This window comes from Kluyvera cryocrescens NBRC 102467, assembly GCF_001571285.1.
In the GTDB taxonomy this organism is placed as follows: Bacteria; Pseudomonadota; Gammaproteobacteria; order Enterobacterales; family Enterobacteriaceae; genus Kluyvera; species Kluyvera cryocrescens.
This window is the reverse complement of the sequence record NZ_BCTM01000002.1, coordinates 35,641-51,500: the sequence shown is the minus strand read 5'-3', so window position 1 is coordinate 51,500 and position 15,860 is coordinate 35,641. Positions and strand designations below refer to the sequence as shown.

Here is a 15,860-nt window from a genome sequence, read left to right as displayed (position 1 = left end):
CTATTTTGCCATGGGGAAATACCGTTTGGCGAGGCGCGACAATAAAGGCTCCAGCGCCACCGCCAGCAGCATTTTCAATGGCCGACGGGCGACAGACTTCACCGCCCAGCCGGCAACACCCGCCGGGCCGTAGCGAAGTGCGGTCAGCAAGGCAAGCTTGCCGACAATTTTTAAACCGGGCTTCACTTTCTGACCGGCCCGCTGCCATTTACTGTTCATCATAGACCTCTTACTCAGAGCTGACGGAACCGACTACGCAAACTGAAGGTGTCGGAGGTAACGTAACGTTCCATCTCGCGCAGGCGCTGTTCGCCAGCGGAAAGCTCAGCATCCATCGCATCCAGGAGGTCGCGGCTGGTAGGCTGATGCTCGCCATAGTTTGCCCCTTCCGGCATCGGATCGAGGGCAAACGTCAAAATAATGTAGGCGACGACGACAAAGAAAAAGAGTCCAAATAACATCGCCAGTACGGTAATAATTCGCACCAGCTTCACCGGCACGTCGAGGAACTGCGCAATACCGGCGCACACCCCTTTCACCATGCCCTGCTGCGGAATGCGCCAGAGCTTTTTACTAAAATCCAGTGCGGCCATTAGCGATCTCTCCAGTTCGGATGCTCAGCATCAAGAATGGCTTCCAGCGCCTGAATACGCTCGCGCATCCGCTTAGCGTCATCGGTAAGCTGCATCAGCCGCTGCTGTTCACCCTGCGAAAGCTCGCCGGAACGAGAACGGTTGCTGTAGTGCAGCCACAGCCATATTGGCAGGACAAACAGCACAAACAGCGTCAGAGGGATGCCGAGGAAAAGCGCGCTCATAAAAACTCCTTATGATTTCTACCCTAACTCATTCAAGCTGCTGGATGTCGAGCTCGGCGGTCACTCGTTCCGCACCGGGTGAGCAAACGCCGCCAACGTATCTGCAGCTTGCAGCATGATGGGCATATGAGCAGCGGTACTGTACGTACCGCCAGATTTATTATTCGTTGTCCTGCTTCATTTTGGCTTTCAGCGCGGCCAACTGCTCGCTGATTTCATCATCCGCTTTCAGCTCAGCAAATTGCTGATCGAGAGACGGCTGTTTGCCAAAGCGATGGCTTTCGGCTTCCGCTTCCATATGGTCGATACGACGCTCAAAGGATTCGAAACGCGCCATTGCTTCATCCAGTTTACCGCTGTCAAGCTGGCGACGCACATCACGGGAGGAATTCGCCGCCTGATGGCGAAGCGCCAAAGACTGCTGGCGTGCACGGGTTTCGCTGAGTTTATTTTCCAGCTCACCGATCTCTTTTTTCATGCGCGCCAGAGTTTCATCCACCAGCGTCACTTCATGTTCCAGCGTAGCGATAACGTCGGTGAGTTTTTGTTTCTCAATCAGCGCAGCCCGCGCCAGATCCTCTTTCTCTTTGCGCAGCGCCAGTTCGGCTTTTTCCTGCCATTCATGCTGCTGTGCCAGCGCTTTCTCAACGCGACGGCTCAGCTCTTTCTTTTCCGCCAGTGCACGCGCTGAGGTGGAGCGAACTTCAACCAGCGTGTCTTCCATCTCCTGAATCATCAGACGCACCAGCTTTTGCGGGTCTTCCGCTTTCTCCAGCAGTGAGTTGATGTTGGCGTTCACGATGTCGGCAAAACGAGAAAAAATACCCATAATTCAATCCTCATAGTTCTGTGTTTCGGGCTTAGCCCTGCGCAAAGACTATTACAACTTCCGTGCCAACTTTTTATCTTATTGATTATAAACGAAGTGATTGAAATTTACACCGCAAACGCCTACAGTGAAATGGTGAATTACACTAACAAGTGGCGAATTTCATCATGGCAGAATACAAAGATAACCTTCTCGGCGAGGCCAATCGCTTTCTCGAAGTCCTGGAACAGGTGTCACGTCTGGCCCCGCTCAATAAGCCGGTACTGATTATTGGCGAACGCGGGACGGGCAAGGAACTTATCGCCAACCGTCTGCACTATCTCTCTTCCTGCTGGCAGGGGCCTTTTATCTCGCTAAACTGCGCGGCGTTAAACGAAAACCTGCTGGATTCTGAACTGTTCGGTCATGAAGCTGGGGCGTTCACCGGCGCACAGAAGCGCCATCCCGGGCGCTTTGAGCGCGCCGATGGCGGCACGCTATTCCTTGATGAATTGGCCACCGCGCCGATGTTAGTACAGGAGAAGCTGCTGCGAGTCATTGAATATGGCGAGCTTGAGCGCGTGGGCGGAAGCCAGCCGCTACAGGTTAACGTGCGGCTGGTGTGCGCGACCAATGCGGATTTACCGCAGTTGGTTGAGGAAGGCCACTTTCGCGCTGACCTGCTTGACCGGCTGGCCTTTGACGTGGTGCTGCTACCCTCCCTACGCGAACGGCGCAGCGACATTATGCTGATGGCCGATCATTTCGCCATCCAGATGTGCCGGGAACTCAAGCTACCGCTGTTCCCGGGCTTTACCGAACGCGCTCGCGATACGCTACTCAACTACCGCTGGCCGGGTAACATTCGCGAACTGAAAAACGTGGTTGAGCGTTCAGTGTATCGCCACGGCAGCAGTGAAATTCCGCTAGATGAAATTGTCATCGATCCATTCCACCGCCAGATGATTCATCAACCGCAGCCGGTCGCAGAGGGACCAACGCTCCCGCTCGATCTACGTCAGTATCAACTGACTCAAGAGAAAAACCTGTTGGAGCAAAGTCTTCAACAGGCCCGGTTTAATCAAAAACAGGCGGCTGAGCTGTTAGGCCTCACCTACCATCAGTTCAGAGCGCTATTGAAAAAGCACCAGCTTTAAATTTGCCATTGGTCTGGAATGCCCTCATTCTTTCAGTGAGGGCAACGTCAGGCAGAACGCATTCGATTCAATGAGTTGTATCCAAGTCCCCTTCTCTTATTCATTTTATAAATAAAATCTGAATTCTTACTTACCGCAATAAAGTCCACAAAGAGACAAAATCCCTGTCAATCCCCATTATCGAAGACACGAAATCAGTTAGGCCAGGGGATAACCTAAATTAATATATTAGTTGTCGTAAGACACGTATAAATATTTTCAAATATCCAATATTGCACTTATTTAAGGATTAAATGAATGACCATCAACAAACCACTCACATTTTGCGCACTGATGATTTGCGGAGTATTTGGCGCACAAGCTGCAGGGACTAATACCATTACTTTCACCGGTAAGGTAATTGAATCCGCTTGTACTATTACAGTCAATGATGGCAACGCAAGTCTGGATTTAGGTTCAACCCTGGCCACCGATATCGCCACGGCAGGTCAAACCGGCGCACCCAAAGAATTTAACATCAGCTTAACTGATTGCCCAAAAGCCGCGGTGGGAATTCCAACGAAAGCCTTCGTGAAATTTACCGGTGATACCGATGGCAACACCTCTTACTTTAAAAACAACGCAACCAGCGGCACGAAGGCCGCAAATACCGGGGTTATGCTGAAAGACAGCAAAGGTACCGCAATCGTAAATAACGACGGTAACGGTCAGATCGATCTGCCGACTGAAGGCGGCGATATCAGCCTGACCTATTCTGCCATGTTAGTCGCAACGGCAAATACCCCCACTCAGGGTGATGTATCCAGTACTCTGACATATACCGTTAGCTATGAATAATTAATCGACAAGTGCTAAACCCCCCATTTAGCACTTGTTTTTATAGGTAATTAAATGAATTTCTTTAAGCTCGGCATCATCTCTGCTGCAGTCAGTCTTTACGCTTGTAATGTTTTTGCCAGCGTGACCATCGGCGGTACGCGTATTATTTATGACGGCAACAAAAGTGAAGTCTCTTTTCCTATCGAAAATAAAGATAAGGTCACTAATCTGGTGCAATCATGGATAACGCCAGCCGACGCAACTACGCCGGGAAAAGAAGCCATTATCATTACCCCTCCGCTATTTCGTCTCGAGGTCGGTGATAAAAACGTGTTGCGTATTGTCCGTTCTGGCCTGCCGATGCCTGAAGATCATGAAAGCATGTACTGGTTAAATATTAAAGGTATCCCCGCTACCGGAGATGAACAACCCGGCAATTCGGTACAGATTGCCGTAAACTCGCGAATTAAATTAATATACCGACCAAAATCACTCTCTGGGACAACACCTGAACAATTTACGCAAAATATACGTTGGTCTATTTCTGGTGGAACGTTAACGGTAAATAACCCAACCAATTACTATATGAATTTCGCATCGGTAACAATCAATGACCATGTCATGGATACCGTTACCTGGGTATCGCCAAAATCAACCGCCAGCTTCAAAATAAGCCCAAGTGTAAAAAGTGGGAAAATATCATGGCGACTCTATAACGATTTTGGTATGGCAGGAGCCGAACATACCGCAGCAATCTAACATTTATAGTATCAAATGACCATGAATCGATTATTAGCATCAACCCCGCCAATTTTTATAATTATTATTTTATCATCGTGCGGTGATGCTTTCGCTCGTGAGCACTTTAATGCATCATTGCTAGAGACCGAACAAGGATTACCCTCCACCGTTGATCTTTCCGTTTTCGAAAAAGGGATGCAGGCACCAGGAAAATATCGCGTCGATATCTTCCTCAATAACAAAGAAGTTGATGTGCTAGAGGTTGATTTTGTTGAAGATACCGCATCAACTGATAAAACACACCTTATTCCCTGCCTGTCACCTGAACAACTATTAGAATGGGGCGTGAAAATTGATGATTATCCCGACGTCTATTCTGGTAAAGGAAACTGTGCCAATCTTTCCGCAATTCCGGCTTCATCGACTGATTTCAAATTTTCACGCCAACAATTAAACATCAGTATCCCGCAGGCCGCGATGTTATTCCGGCCACAGGACTATGTTTCACCCGATAAGTGGGATGAAGGGATCCCCGCTCTTTTGCTCAGCTATAATCTGAGCGGTATTACCACGCGTCAACGCAATAACAGCGGCCAGGATGGAAGCAGCCAATACGGTAGTTTTCAACCGGGGATAAATGTAGGTCCCTGGCGTTTTAGAAACTTTACCACCTGGAATCATGATAATGACGGAAACAATAATGTTGATTCCGTTTATACCTATGTTTCCCGCGACATTAAAGTCCTGAAAAGTCAGCTCACCATGGGCGACAACAACACAAAAAATGATGTTTTTGATAGCTTTGCTTTTCGCGGCGCAGAGCTGGCATCGGATGACGACATGACGCCCGACAGCATGAGAAATTATGCGCCGGTGATTCACGGTATTGCGAAAAGCAACGCCGTGGTGACCGTCATGCAAAATGGACACAACATTTACCAAACCGCCGTAGCGCCCGGCGCATTTGAAATCAACGATATTTACTCTACGGGCAGCGCCGGGGATCTGCAGGTCGAAATCAAAGAGTCAGATGGCAGCATCCAAACGCTTGTCGTGCCCTACGCTTCCCTGCCGGTGTTGCACCGAGAAGGTCACTATGACTACACCCTCGTGACCGGGAGAACGGATCTTGGCAGTGGCAAAGAGGCCAATTTCGCACAATCTACGCTGATTTACGGGCTACCCTTTGGTCTAACGCTTTACGGCGGCGTTCAGTATGCCGACATTGATTACAGCGCACTCTCCTCTGGGCTCGGTATTAATTTAGGTGATATCGGTGCATTTTCTCTGGACGTTACGCAAGCCTGGTCAAAACCTTATACGCAGGATGCAAGTTCGAATTCGATCCAATCGGGTGACCGCGATAGCGGCCAGTCAGTGCGCCTGCGTTACAGTAAGGATGTCCTGGCGACGGGAACAAACGTCAGTATCGCTGGCTATCGCTATTCAACGCAGAGCTATATGACGCTCCCTGATGTTCTGCAAAGCTATAACAGCGATGATCATATTGGACGCAGTAAAGACCGTACGGAATTTACCCTTTCGCAAGATATTGTCTATGGTTCAATTTCTGCAAGCTACATCAAAGAACACTATTGGGACCAAAGCGCACTATCTTCCATTAGCGTCGGCTATAACAATAGTTGGCAGGGGATCACCTACGGTTTGAACTATACCTACAGCCTGAACCAGGATGACGATGAAAGTGATAACAACAGCGGCCATAATGAAAGTCAGTTCTCGCTTAACGTTAGCATTCCCTTCGATAAGTTCTTACCGGGTAGCTACGTCAATTACAGTCTGAACAACACGCATCATGGTGCGACAACGCATAACGTTGGTATATCTGGCACGGCGCTCGAAGACAACCGATTGAATTGGGGGATACAGGAAGGGTATTCCAACGATGATAACCAAACCAACGGCAGCGTATACGGCAACTATAAAGGCCGTAACTCCGTGTTCAACGGTGGTTATTCCTATGACGCCAACAGCCATCAATTCAACTATGGCATTCAAGGCGGCATCGTTGCGCACAGCCATGGCATCACGCTGGCACAGAAGCTTAACGAGACCATTGTCCTGGTTAACGCGCAGGGCGCAGAGGGTGTTGCCGTCAGTAACCAGACAGGTGTGATGACTGATGGTCGTGGCTTTGCCGTCGTTCCTTACGCTAATCCCTATCATAAAAACAGCATCTCTTTGGATACTGAGACAATCTCCAACCATTCTGTTGATCTGCAAGAAACAACGAAGTACGTCTACCCTACCCGTGGAGCCGTCGTTGAAGCGGGATACCGCGCCACCATCGGCTATCGCGCTCTGTTAACCCTGGTTCAAGCCAATGGCAAACCCGTACCTTTCGGTGCCACGGTTAGCGTGAACGAAACACCAGAAAATGAAAATAACAGCAGTATTGTCGGTGATGACGGACAAGTTTATTTGTCTGGTTTAAAAGACGCGGGTTCAGTGCAGGTTAAATGGGGAATGAAGGGGGCGTCACAATGCACTGCCACCTACTCACTGCCTGAGAAAAAGAGCCTATCCGGCATCGAAATTCTACATGCGAATTGTCTTTAAATAATGGCTGACTCTCCGATGATGAAAAAATACGCGCTAGCGCTGGGCCTTATATTGTCGAATTCAGCGATGGCATACAACACCAGCGATACTATCCAGGTCCAGGTCACGGGACAAATTATCACTGCCGTTTGCGAAGTCGAATTAGATAACACGGTGTCCCTTGGTCAAATAGCCAGACAGGATCTTTCCGTGCCAGGCGGTAACAGCGCGCCTGTCACATTTGCCGTGAAGTTAACTAACTGTTCACCGGAATTATCAAAGGTGACGATCGCATTTAGCGGTACGCCTTATACCGCCGACCCTGATTTTTCGTCGGCGATTTACGCTAACGAACTCGCCGACGGCGCGCAAGACGTTGGGCTGCAGCTTCTTAATCTGGACGGTAATGCCCTTATCAATTTGGCCAACGGCGTCAATTACACGATGCCGCTGATTCCCGGAAGCGGTAGCAAGGTACTGTCTTTCATCGCGCGAATGTATACCCCGCACGGTACACCAACCGCCGGCGATTTTAAGAGTGCAGTGACGCTGAACTTTACCTACGAATAATACTCACGGTGCGATACAGCATATGAAAATTAACCAACTGTTCTTCTTTATTTTATTCATCCTCTTTAGCCAACCCAGTTTCGCTAACTGTGCTCGCGGCGGCGGGATCTTTGCAGACAAAAGTATCAGCACCTCGACTATTGCCCTCCCGGCAAATGTGGTTGTCGAAAGCCGTAGCTATAGTGCAGGTGACCCTCTTTATGATTCCGGTTGGAAATCTGGCTCAAATTCAGATCTCACGATCAGCGGCTGTGGTAGAAACTATGTTGTGGGGTTTTTCTATCTCAACGGCCCGCAGGTTGATAGCCCTGGCGGTACGCAGGTTATGCCCACTAATATCCCGGGGCTAGGCGTAAGAGTGACTGCCCAAAATCAGGCTGGGCCCTATGATGGTGCCATGCCTATTGATAATAACTGGCATGATGGCGATCGTGGTAGCGACCATGAACTCCGCAATTCACAGTATAAAGTTGAACTCGTGGCACTCGGCGGACCTATTTCATCTGGACAACTGAGCTTTGGTAGCCCGCTTGCCCAGGTGGAGTTTCGCGAAAGCAGCAGCCACACCGCTAGCGGTGACGTTGCCTCAAACGTGGCGCTCACCAACACCAACGTCACCATTAAAGCCATGGGCTGCAACGCCGATGTCTCATCCATCAACTTTGCATTCGGTTCAATAAAGATGGCTGAGTTTGATTCGACAACCAAAATCGCCGCTCCGGATACTCAAACCGTGACCCTGAGCTGTGAGTCTGGCACCAACGTCTCATTGTCCCTTAACGGCACACCGGCGGCAGGTAACAATGCCAATAATACCGTTATCGCGCTAACCGGTGAGGGAAACGCAGACGTTGCCAGCGGCATTGGGGTACAGCTTGGGCTACAATCCAGCGGCTATAATAGCGGTAGTAATGGTCTGCCACTGAACCAAAGCATCACCCTGTTCTCGTCCTCAAGAAACGGCAGCACATACTCCAGCGGCGGTACAGGCTCTCAGGAACAGCTAATTTTCAGTGCCAGCTATTTCAAAACAGGGGCGGTAGTGACCGCGGGTTCAGCAAACTCGTCGGCTTCAATTACGCTGACATATAATTAATATGAATAGATTCATAGCGTAATAGGAACTTAATCTGTGAATTCACTTTCGAGCAACAGCAATTATGAATTGATAGTTTAGCTAAACTAGATTCACAGAGAAGATGAAGCGCCATATCATTCATCACCTCGATTATGTTTAATTAATATATCAATCATGAGCAATTCATTAAAAACAGCAGCCTACCAGGTGTGGGGGAAGAAGCCGATCCAGCACCACCACATCATTATGGATGCTATTTTACCATTTGTTAAAGTTATTGATTGTCATAAAAATAAGAAGCTAAACCTGGTGTATTCAGGCCAGGACGTTTGCTATTTTTTATTTGAAGGCTACGGTGCGTTTTGCCGAAACTCTGACGGATTAATGTTAAGCAATATTCGCGCACCGCACATCGCAGGTCTGAATAACGTGATACTTCCTTACGGCGAAGAGTATTACATCCGCCCGGAAAAAGAGTGCGTCGTGATGATGGCCAGTACTGATAAAGTCAAAGATGTGATAGCAGACAACAACCTATGGCAAAGCCTGGCCATCATCCTTGCCTATCAGTCGTATGAATTCAGCGGCATGATTAACCGCCTGACCGGGCGGTCAAGTTATGAATTAATCTGCAACCAAATTCTCGCATTGATGGATGAACCTGAAGATATTCGTTTGAGCATCACGCCTGCGCAATACATCATGAATAAAACGCTGCTTTCACGTAGCTATGTGATGAAAATCCTTGCCAGGCTGAAAAGCAGCCAAAAAATCATCATTGAAAACAAAACATTGGTCTGCGCCAGCTCACTGATGAGTGAATTAGCGCAGCGTTAATCCGTGGGGAGATGACCCCCCTCCCATCATTTCTCCAGCCCAATATCCACCGTTATGCAGGCCAAATACGAAGCAAAATCGCGTTTTAAGTGATATGAACTGGCTTGACTGGTGACTTTTAAGCCAGTTGAATTCAGACATTTTCCCCTGACCGCCGTAAGTGCGATACACTTTGCAGATCAATCGAAAAAATAATGAAACTATGCGCCTGAATTTGTCACCTTTCCTGGCAGCACTGGGGTTAATCTGCGGCCAGGCGATTGCCGCACCGCAACCGCTCACCCCACCCCGTGCCGACATTCGCGACAGCGGCTTTGTCTACTGCGTTAGCGGGCAGGTCAACACCTTCAATCCCCAAAAAGCGGGCAGCGGGCTGATTGTTGATACCCTCGCGGCTCAGCTCTACGACCGCCTGCTGGATGTCGACCCTTATACCTATCGTCTGGTGCCGGAGCTGGCTGAAAGCTGGGAGGTGCTGGACAACGGCGCAACTTACCGTTTCCATTTGCGTAACGACGTGCAGTTCCAGACTACCCGCTGGTTTAGCCCAACGCGGGCGCTGAATGCTGACGATGTGGTCTTCACCTTTGAGCGCATTTTCGACCGCAAGCACCCATGGCATAACGTCAACGGTAGCGCATTCCCCTACTTTGATAGTCTCCAGTTCGCCGATAGCGTGCAGAGCGTCCGCAAGCTGGATAACCATACCGTAGAATTTCGTCTGACCCGCCCAGACGCATCATTCCTCTGGCACCTTGCAACCCATTACGCATCGGTCATGTCGGCTGAATATGCCGCGAAGTTGACGAAACAGGACCACCAGGAACTGCTGGATCGTCAGCCGGTAGGTACCGGGCCGTTCCAGCTCGATGAGTATCAGGCCGGGCAGTATATTCGCCTACAGCGCCACCCGAAATTCTGGCGCGGAACGCCGCTAATGCCGCAAGTGGTGGTTGATCTGGGCTCTGGTGGTACTGGTCGATTGTCAAAACTGTTAACCGGCGAGTGCGATGTGCTGGCGTGGCCAGCCGCCAGTCAGCTCACCATTTTACGCGATGACCCTCGTCTTCGCCTGACGCTGCGCCCGGGAATGAACATCGCCTATCTGGCGTTTAATACCGACAAGCCGCCGCTGAATAATCCTGAAGTACGCCATGCGTTGTCATTGGCTATTAACAATCAGCGCCTGATGCAGTCGATTTATTACGGCACGGCAGAAACAGCAGCCTCTATTTTGCCGCGCGCCTCCTGGGCCTACGATAACGAAGCTAAAATTACGGAATACAATCCGCAAGAGGGACGTCGCCGGCTGCAAGCGCTGGGCATCGATAAGCTCACGCTGCATCTGTGGGTGCCAACCAGTTCGCAAGCGTGGAACCCTAGCCCGCTGAAAACCGCCGAACTGATTCAGGCGGATATGGCGCAGATCGGGGTAAAAGTGGTGATTGTTCCGGTTGAAGGGCGTTTCCAGGAAGCGCGTCTGATGGATATGAATCATGATCTGACGCTTTCCGGTTGGGCCACCGACAGTAACGATCCGGACAGTTTTTTCCGTCCTCTGTTAAGCTGCGCGGCCATTACCTCACAGACCAACCTTGCGCACTGGTGTAATCGCGAGTTTGATAGCGTCCTGAGAAAAGCATTGGATTCCCAGCAGCTGGCGTCACGTATTGATGCCTATGACGAAGCCCAGCAGATTCTGGCACGCGAACTGCCCATCCTGCCGCTGGCGTCTTCGCTGCGTTTGCAGGCCTATCGTTACGATATGAAAGGGCTGGTATTGAGTCCGTTTGGTAACGCCTCATTCGCCGGCGTGTCGCGGGAAAAAGAAGAGAAGGTGCAGAAACCATGATCATTTTCACCCTTCGTCGCCTGCTGCTGCTGTTGGTCACGCTGTTTTTCCTGACCGTCGTCGGCTTTTGTCTAAGCTACTTTACGCCGCACGCGCCTTTACAGGGGGCGTCACTGTGGAACGCCTGGGCCTTCTGGTTCGATAGCGTGATGCACTGGGACTTCGGCGTTTCCAGCATCAACGGCCAACCGATTTCCGAACAGCTCCGTCAGGTATTCCCGGCGACGATGGAGTTGTGCATTATGGCCTTTGGCTTTGCGCTGCTGGTCGGTATTCCGGTCGGAATGCTGGCGGGGATCACCCGCAACAAATGGCAGGATAAAGTGATTAGCTTCTTTGCCCTGCTCGGCTTTTCCATCCCAGTATTCTGGCTGGCGCTGCTACTCACGCTGTTTTTCTCGTTAACGCTCGGCTGGTTGCCGGTTTCCGGTCGCTTCGACCTGCTGTATGAAGTGAAAAACGTCACCGGTTTTGCGCTGATCGATGCGTGGCTATCCGACTCGCCGTGGCGCCATGAGATGATCATCAGCGCCCTGCGTCATATGGTGCTGCCTGTGCTGACGCTGGCCGTCGCGCCAACCACCGAAGTGGTGCGGTTGATGCGTATTAGCACCATCGCCATCTACGATTCCAACTACGTTAAGGCCGCCGCCACCCGCGGGGTTTCTCGCCTGACGATTCTGCGTCGCCACGTGCTGCATAATGCGCTGCCGCCGGTGATCCCGCGTCTGGGCCTGCAGTTTTCTACCATGCTGACCCTGGCGATGATCACCGAGATGGTTTTCAGTTGGCCAGGGCTTGGACGCTGGATGATTAACGCCATTCGCCAACAGGACTACGCCGCGATCTCTGCGGGCGTAATGGTGATTGGCGCATTGGTGATCATCATTAACGTGATCTCCGATATTTTGGGTGCTATGGCTAACCCGCTGAAACATAAGGAATGGTATGCCCTACGATAGCGTCTACCTTGAAAAGCGGCCGCCGGGCGCACTGCGCACCGTGTGGCGTAAATTCTACGGTGATACCACTGCGATGATCGGCTTTTACGGCTGTATCGGGCTGATTTTGGTCTGCGTATTCGGCGGCTGGTTTGCACCATACGGCATCGATCAACAGTTCCTCGGTTATCAACTGCTCCCGCCATCATGGTCGCGCTATGGCGAAGTCTCCTTCTTCCTGGGCACCGATGATTTAGGCCGCGACGTGCTGAGCCGTTTGCTGAGCGGTGCCGCACCGACGGTTGGCGGGGCGTTTGTGGTGACGCTCGCCGCGACGGCGTTTGGCCTGGTGCTGGGCGCGTTTGCCGGATCTACCCATGGTTTACGCTCTGCGGTGCTCAACCATATTCTCGACACCCTGCTGTCGATTCCGTCGCTGCTGCTGGCGATTATCGTGGTGGCCTTTGCTGGCCCGCATCTCTCGCATGCGATGTTTGCCGTTTGGCTGGCTCTGCTGCCGCGTATGGTGCGTTCCATTTACAGCATGGTGCACGATGAGCTGGAGCGTGATTACGTTATTGCCGCGCGTCTGGATGGTGCCACCACGCTGAATATTTTGTGGTTCGCTATTTTGCCCAATATCGCCGCCGGACTGGTCACCGAGATCACCCGCGCCCTGTCAATGGCCATCCTCGACATCGCTGCGCTCGGTTTTCTCGACCTGGGTGCCCAACTGCCGTCGCCGGAATGGGGCGCGATGCTCGGCGATGCGCTAGAGCTTATTTATGTGGCGCCGTGGACCGTGATGCTGCCAGGGGCGGCTATCATGGTCAGCGTGCTGCTGGTTAACCTGCTGGGTGATGGCATTCGTCGCGCCATTAATGCGGGGGTGGAATAATGCCATTACTTGATATTCGCAATCTCACCATTGAATTTAAAACCAACGAAGGTTGGGTAAAAGCGGTCGATCGCGTCAGCATGACGCTGGCTGAAGGTGAAATCCGCGGGCTGGTTGGTGAGTCTGGTTCCGGCAAGAGCCTTATCGCCAAAGCCATTTGCGGAGTGAATAAGGATAACTGGCGCGTGACCGCCGACCGTATGCGTTTCGATGATATCGATCTGCTACGCCTTTCTAACCGTGAGCGTCGCCGGCTGGTTGGGCATAACGTGTCGATGATTTTCCAGGAGCCGCAGTCATGTCTCGACCCTTCTGAGCGGGTCGGCAAACAGCTTACGCAGAACATTCCCGGCTGGACCTTCAAGGGCCACTGGTGGCAACGTTTCGGCTGGCGTAAACGTCGGGCGATTGAGCTGCTCCACCGCGTAGGGATTAAAGATCACAAAGATGCGATGCGCAGTTTTCCCTATGAACTGACCGAAGGGGAATGTCAGAAGGTGATGATTGCTATCGCGCTGGCCAACCAGCCGCGCCTGCTGATCGCCGATGAGCCGACCAACGCCATGGAGCCCACCACCCAGGCGCAGATCTTCCGCCTGCTGACGGGGCTCAACCAGAATAACAACACCACCATTTTGCTCATTTCACATGATTTGCAGATGCTGACCCATTGGGCGGACAAAATTAACGTCATGTACTGCGGGCAGACGGTGGAAAGTGCACCGAGCGAAGAGCTGGTGACCATTCCCCATCATCCGTATACCCAGGCGCTGATTCGCGCGATCCCCGATTTTGGCCGCTCGATGCCGCATAAAAGCCGCTTAAATACACTTTCCGGCGCGATTCCGCTGCTGGAACAGCTGCCGATGGGATGCCGTTTGGGGCCACGTTGCCCTTACGCCCAGCGTAAATGCATTGAAACCCCGCGTCTGACGGGAGCGAAGAACCATCTGTTCGCCTGTCATTTCCCGCTCAATATGGAGAAAGAGTGACATGGTTGAAACATTGCTCGAAGTGCGCAATCTGAGTAAAACCTTTCGCTACCGCACCGGTTGGTTTCACCGGCAAACGCTGCAGGCGGTTAAACCGCTGAGCTTTACCCTGCGCGAAAAGCAGACGCTGGCGATTATTGGTGAAAACGGCTCGGGTAAATCGACGTTAGCCAAAATGCTGGCGGGAATGGTGGAACCAACCACCGGCGAATTGCTGATTGACGATCATCCGCTGGAGTACGGCGATTATTCTTTCCGTAGCCAGCGCATTCGCATGATCTTTCAGGATCCGAGCACCTCGCTGAACCCGCGTCAGCGTATTTCGCAGATCCTCGATTTCCCGCTGCGGTTAAACACCGACCTTGAGCCCGAGGCACGGCGTAAGCAAATTATCGACACCCTGCGCTTGGTCGGGCTGCTGCCGGACCATGTCAGCTACTACCCGCATATGCTGGCACCGGGGCAAAAACAGCGTTTGGGGCTGGCCCGCGCGCTAATTCTGCGGCCAAAAGTCATTATCTGCGATGAAGCGCTGGCTTCGCTGGATATGTCGATGCGTTCGCAACTTGTGAACCTGATGCTGGAATTACAGGAAAAACAAGGTATCTCTTATATCTACGTCACCCAGCATCTGGGGATGATGAAGCATATTAGCGATCAGGTGCTGGTGATGCATCAGGGCGAAGTGGTCGAGCGTGGAAGCACCGCTGACGTTCTGGCCTCCCCGCTGCATGATTTAACTAAACGGTTGATTGCCGGGCATTTTGGCGAGGCACTCACCGCCGATGCCTGGCGTAAAGATCGCTAGTCAGACCGCGCTGTAGTGGTCGGAGTAACGATTTCTGGCGACTCATGCTAGAATCGCCGCGATTTAACGGCCGCCTGCGTGTTTAACAGGCCGCCATAACAATGAATATAAGGATTAATAGCTATGGGTTTTCTTTCCGGTAAGCGCATTCTGATTACTGGCGTCGCCAGCAAACTGTCCATCGCCTACGGTATTGCACAGGCAATGCGTCGCGAAGGGGCTGAACTGGCGTTCACCTATCAGAACGACAAACTGAAAGGCCGTGTAGAAGAGTTCGCCGCCTCCCTGGACTCCAGCATTGTGCTGCCGTGCGATGTGGCTGAAGATGCGAGCATCGAATCCCTGTTCACTGAACTGGCAAAAGTATGGCCAAAATTTGACGGCTTCGTTCACTCCATCGGTTTTGCACCTGCTGACCAACTGGACGGCGACTACGTGAATGCGGTAACCCGTGAAGGCTTCAAAATCGCTCACGACATCAGCGCCTACAGCTTTGTCGCCATGGCGAAAGCGTGCCGCAGCATGCTGAACCCAGACTCCGCCCTGCTGACCCTGTCCTACCTGGGCGCAGAGCGTGCTATCCCTAACTACAACGTGATGGGTCTGGCAAAAGCGTCTCTGGAAGCAAACGTGCGCTACATGGCTAATGCCATGGGCCCAGAAGGTATCCGTGTAAACGCCATCTCTGCGGGTCCTATCCGTACTCTGGCCGCTTCCGGTATCAAAGATTTCCGTAAAATGCTGGCACATTGCGAAGCGGTGACCCCAATCCGTCGCACCGTGACCATCGAAGATGTGGGTAACTCCGCAGCCTTCCTGTGTTCTAACCTATCCGCTGGCGTATCCGGCGAAGTTCTGCACGTTGACGGCGGTTTCAGCATCGCTGCAATGAACGAGCTGGAACTGAAATAAGTTTAGCGCACTAAAAACCGGAGTTGGCGCCCGACGCTGACTCCGGGATTCCCCCACTTCCCGCCTTT

At 51.7% G+C, this 15,860-nt stretch carries 17 protein-coding genes; 13 read left to right on the top strand and 4 right to left on the bottom strand.

Annotated elements, in window-relative coordinates; genetic code table 11:
• From pspD to pspA, 4 genes are all read right to left on the bottom strand, one after another.
• Positions 1-219 carry a phage shock protein PspD gene (gene pspD / locus KCR01S_RS02120; protein ID WP_052281616.1) on the bottom strand — a complete coding sequence of 73 codons (219 nt, stop codon included), beginning with the start codon at positions 217-219 and terminating at the stop codon, positions 1-3.
• Between the two features lie 14 nt (positions 220-233).
• Positions 234-593, bottom strand: coding sequence for an envelope stress response membrane protein PspC (gene pspC, locus KCR01S_RS02115; RefSeq protein WP_061279509.1), 360 nt, complete (start codon positions 591-593; stop codon positions 234-236).
• Positions 593-817, bottom strand: a complete 225-nt coding sequence (gene pspB, locus KCR01S_RS02110; RefSeq protein WP_061279508.1) for an envelope stress response membrane protein PspB — start codon at positions 815-817, stop codon at positions 593-595. The genes pspC and pspB overlap by 1 nt, the downstream gene beginning before the upstream one ends.
• A 160-nt stretch (positions 818-977) precedes the next feature.
• Positions 978-1,646, bottom strand: a complete 669-nt coding sequence (pspA, locus tag KCR01S_RS02105) for a phage shock protein PspA (protein ID WP_052281619.1) — start codon at positions 1,644-1,646, stop codon at positions 978-980.
• A 167-nt stretch (positions 1,647-1,813) separates the two neighbouring features.
• Here pspA and pspF point away from each other — a divergent pair, with 167 nt between their 5' ends.
• The 13 genes from pspF (at position 1,814) to fabI (ending at position 15,792) form a co-directional block, all read left to right on the top strand.
• Positions 1,814-2,782 (top strand): phage shock protein operon transcriptional activator, encoded by a 969-nt coding sequence (gene pspF / locus KCR01S_RS02100; RefSeq protein WP_061279507.1) that lies wholly within the window; start codon positions 1,814-1,816, stop codon positions 2,780-2,782.
• A gap of 297 nt (positions 2,783-3,079) precedes the next feature.
• Positions 3,080-3,619, top strand: coding sequence for a fimbrial protein (locus tag KCR01S_RS02095; RefSeq protein ID WP_061279506.1), 540 nt, complete (start codon positions 3,080-3,082; stop codon positions 3,617-3,619).
• A gap of 54 nt (positions 3,620-3,673) precedes the next feature.
• A complete protein-coding gene (locus tag KCR01S_RS02090; protein ID WP_072277065.1) occupies positions 3,674-4,360 on the top strand; it encodes a fimbria/pilus periplasmic chaperone in 687 nt (228 codons plus the stop codon).
• Between the two features lie 15 nt (positions 4,361-4,375).
• Complete coding sequence (locus KCR01S_RS02085) at positions 4,376-6,922, top strand: fimbria/pilus outer membrane usher protein (RefSeq protein WP_061279505.1); 2,547 nt, start codon at positions 4,376-4,378, stop codon at positions 6,920-6,922.
• Between the two features lie 18 nt (positions 6,923-6,940).
• Entirely contained in the window at positions 6,941-7,474 is a 534-nt protein-coding gene (locus tag KCR01S_RS02080; protein ID WP_244886185.1) for a fimbrial protein, read from the top strand.
• A 22-nt stretch (positions 7,475-7,496) separates the two neighbouring features.
• On the top strand, positions 7,497-8,570 hold the full coding sequence (locus tag KCR01S_RS02075; RefSeq protein WP_061279504.1) for a type 1 fimbrial protein: 1,074 nt from the start codon (positions 7,497-7,499) through the stop codon (positions 8,568-8,570).
• A 156-nt stretch (positions 8,571-8,726) separates the two neighbouring features.
• Positions 8,727-9,389, top strand: coding sequence for a helix-turn-helix domain-containing protein (locus KCR01S_RS02070; RefSeq protein ID WP_082767917.1), 663 nt, complete (start codon positions 8,727-8,729; stop codon positions 9,387-9,389).
• A 202-nt stretch (positions 9,390-9,591) separates the two neighbouring features.
• Positions 9,592-11,241, top strand: coding sequence for an ABC transporter substrate-binding protein SapA (gene sapA / locus KCR01S_RS02065; protein ID WP_061279502.1), 1,650 nt, complete (start codon positions 9,592-9,594; stop codon positions 11,239-11,241).
• On the top strand, positions 11,238-12,203 hold the full coding sequence (gene sapB, locus KCR01S_RS02060; protein WP_061279501.1) for a putrescine export ABC transporter permease SapB: 966 nt from the start codon (positions 11,238-11,240) through the stop codon (positions 12,201-12,203). Before sapA ends, sapB begins: the two co-directional genes overlap by 4 nt.
• Positions 12,190-13,080, top strand: coding sequence for a putrescine export ABC transporter permease SapC (sapC, locus tag KCR01S_RS02055; RefSeq protein WP_061279500.1), 891 nt, complete (start codon positions 12,190-12,192; stop codon positions 13,078-13,080). The genes sapB and sapC overlap by 14 nt, the downstream gene beginning before the upstream one ends.
• Positions 13,080-14,072 carry a putrescine export ABC transporter ATP-binding protein SapD gene (sapD, locus tag KCR01S_RS02050; protein WP_061279499.1) on the top strand — a complete coding sequence of 331 codons (993 nt, stop codon included), beginning with the start codon at positions 13,080-13,082 and terminating at the stop codon, positions 14,070-14,072. Before sapC ends, sapD begins: the two co-directional genes overlap by 1 nt.
• A 1-nt stretch (position 14,073) precedes the next feature.
• Entirely contained in the window at positions 14,074-14,880 is an 807-nt protein-coding gene (sapF, locus tag KCR01S_RS02045) for a putrescine export ABC transporter ATP-binding protein SapF (RefSeq protein WP_061279498.1), read from the top strand.
• Positions 14,881-15,003: 123 nt separating this feature from the next.
• Positions 15,004-15,792: an enoyl-ACP reductase FabI gene (gene fabI, locus KCR01S_RS02040; RefSeq protein WP_052281631.1), complete on the top strand. Its 789-nt coding sequence runs from the start codon at positions 15,004-15,006 to the stop codon at positions 15,790-15,792.
• Positions 15,793-15,860 lie beyond the last annotated feature (68 nt).

Coding starts and splice junctions, on each gene's coding strand:
- pspF (WP_061279507.1), top strand. CDS start 1,814: ATGGCAGAATACAAAGATAACCTTCTCGGCGAGGCCAATCGCTTTCTC.
- sapC (WP_061279500.1), top strand. CDS start 12,190: ATGCCCTACGATAGCGTCTACCTTGAAAAGCGGCCGCCGGGCGCACTG.
- KCR01S_RS02095 (WP_061279506.1), top strand. CDS start 3,080: ATGACCATCAACAAACCACTCACATTTTGCGCACTGATGATTTGCGGA.
- KCR01S_RS02075 (WP_061279504.1), top strand. CDS start 7,497: ATGAAAATTAACCAACTGTTCTTCTTTATTTTATTCATCCTCTTTAGC.
- pspB (WP_061279508.1), bottom strand. CDS start 817: ATGAGCGCGCTTTTCCTCGGCATCCCTCTGACGCTGTTTGTGCTGTTT.
- sapD (WP_061279499.1), top strand. CDS start 13,080: ATGCCATTACTTGATATTCGCAATCTCACCATTGAATTTAAAACCAAC.
- sapB (WP_061279501.1), top strand. CDS start 11,238: ATGATCATTTTCACCCTTCGTCGCCTGCTGCTGCTGTTGGTCACGCTG.
- fabI (WP_052281631.1), top strand. CDS start 15,004: ATGGGTTTTCTTTCCGGTAAGCGCATTCTGATTACTGGCGTCGCCAGC.
- sapF (WP_061279498.1), top strand. CDS start 14,074: ATGGTTGAAACATTGCTCGAAGTGCGCAATCTGAGTAAAACCTTTCGC.
- KCR01S_RS02070 (WP_082767917.1), top strand. CDS start 8,727: ATGAGCAATTCATTAAAAACAGCAGCCTACCAGGTGTGGGGGAAGAAG.
- pspD (WP_052281616.1), bottom strand. CDS start 219: ATGAACAGTAAATGGCAGCGGGCCGGTCAGAAAGTGAAGCCCGGTTTA.
- pspA (WP_052281619.1), bottom strand. CDS start 1,646: ATGGGTATTTTTTCTCGTTTTGCCGACATCGTGAACGCCAACATCAAC.
- KCR01S_RS02085 (WP_061279505.1), top strand. CDS start 4,376: ATGACCATGAATCGATTATTAGCATCAACCCCGCCAATTTTTATAATT.
- KCR01S_RS02090 (WP_072277065.1), top strand. CDS start 3,674: ATGAATTTCTTTAAGCTCGGCATCATCTCTGCTGCAGTCAGTCTTTAC.
- KCR01S_RS02080 (WP_244886185.1), top strand. CDS start 6,941: ATGATGAAAAAATACGCGCTAGCGCTGGGCCTTATATTGTCGAATTCA.
- pspC (WP_061279509.1), bottom strand. CDS start 593: ATGGCCGCACTGGATTTTAGTAAAAAGCTCTGGCGCATTCCGCAGCAG.
- sapA (WP_061279502.1), top strand. CDS start 9,592: ATGCGCCTGAATTTGTCACCTTTCCTGGCAGCACTGGGGTTAATCTGC.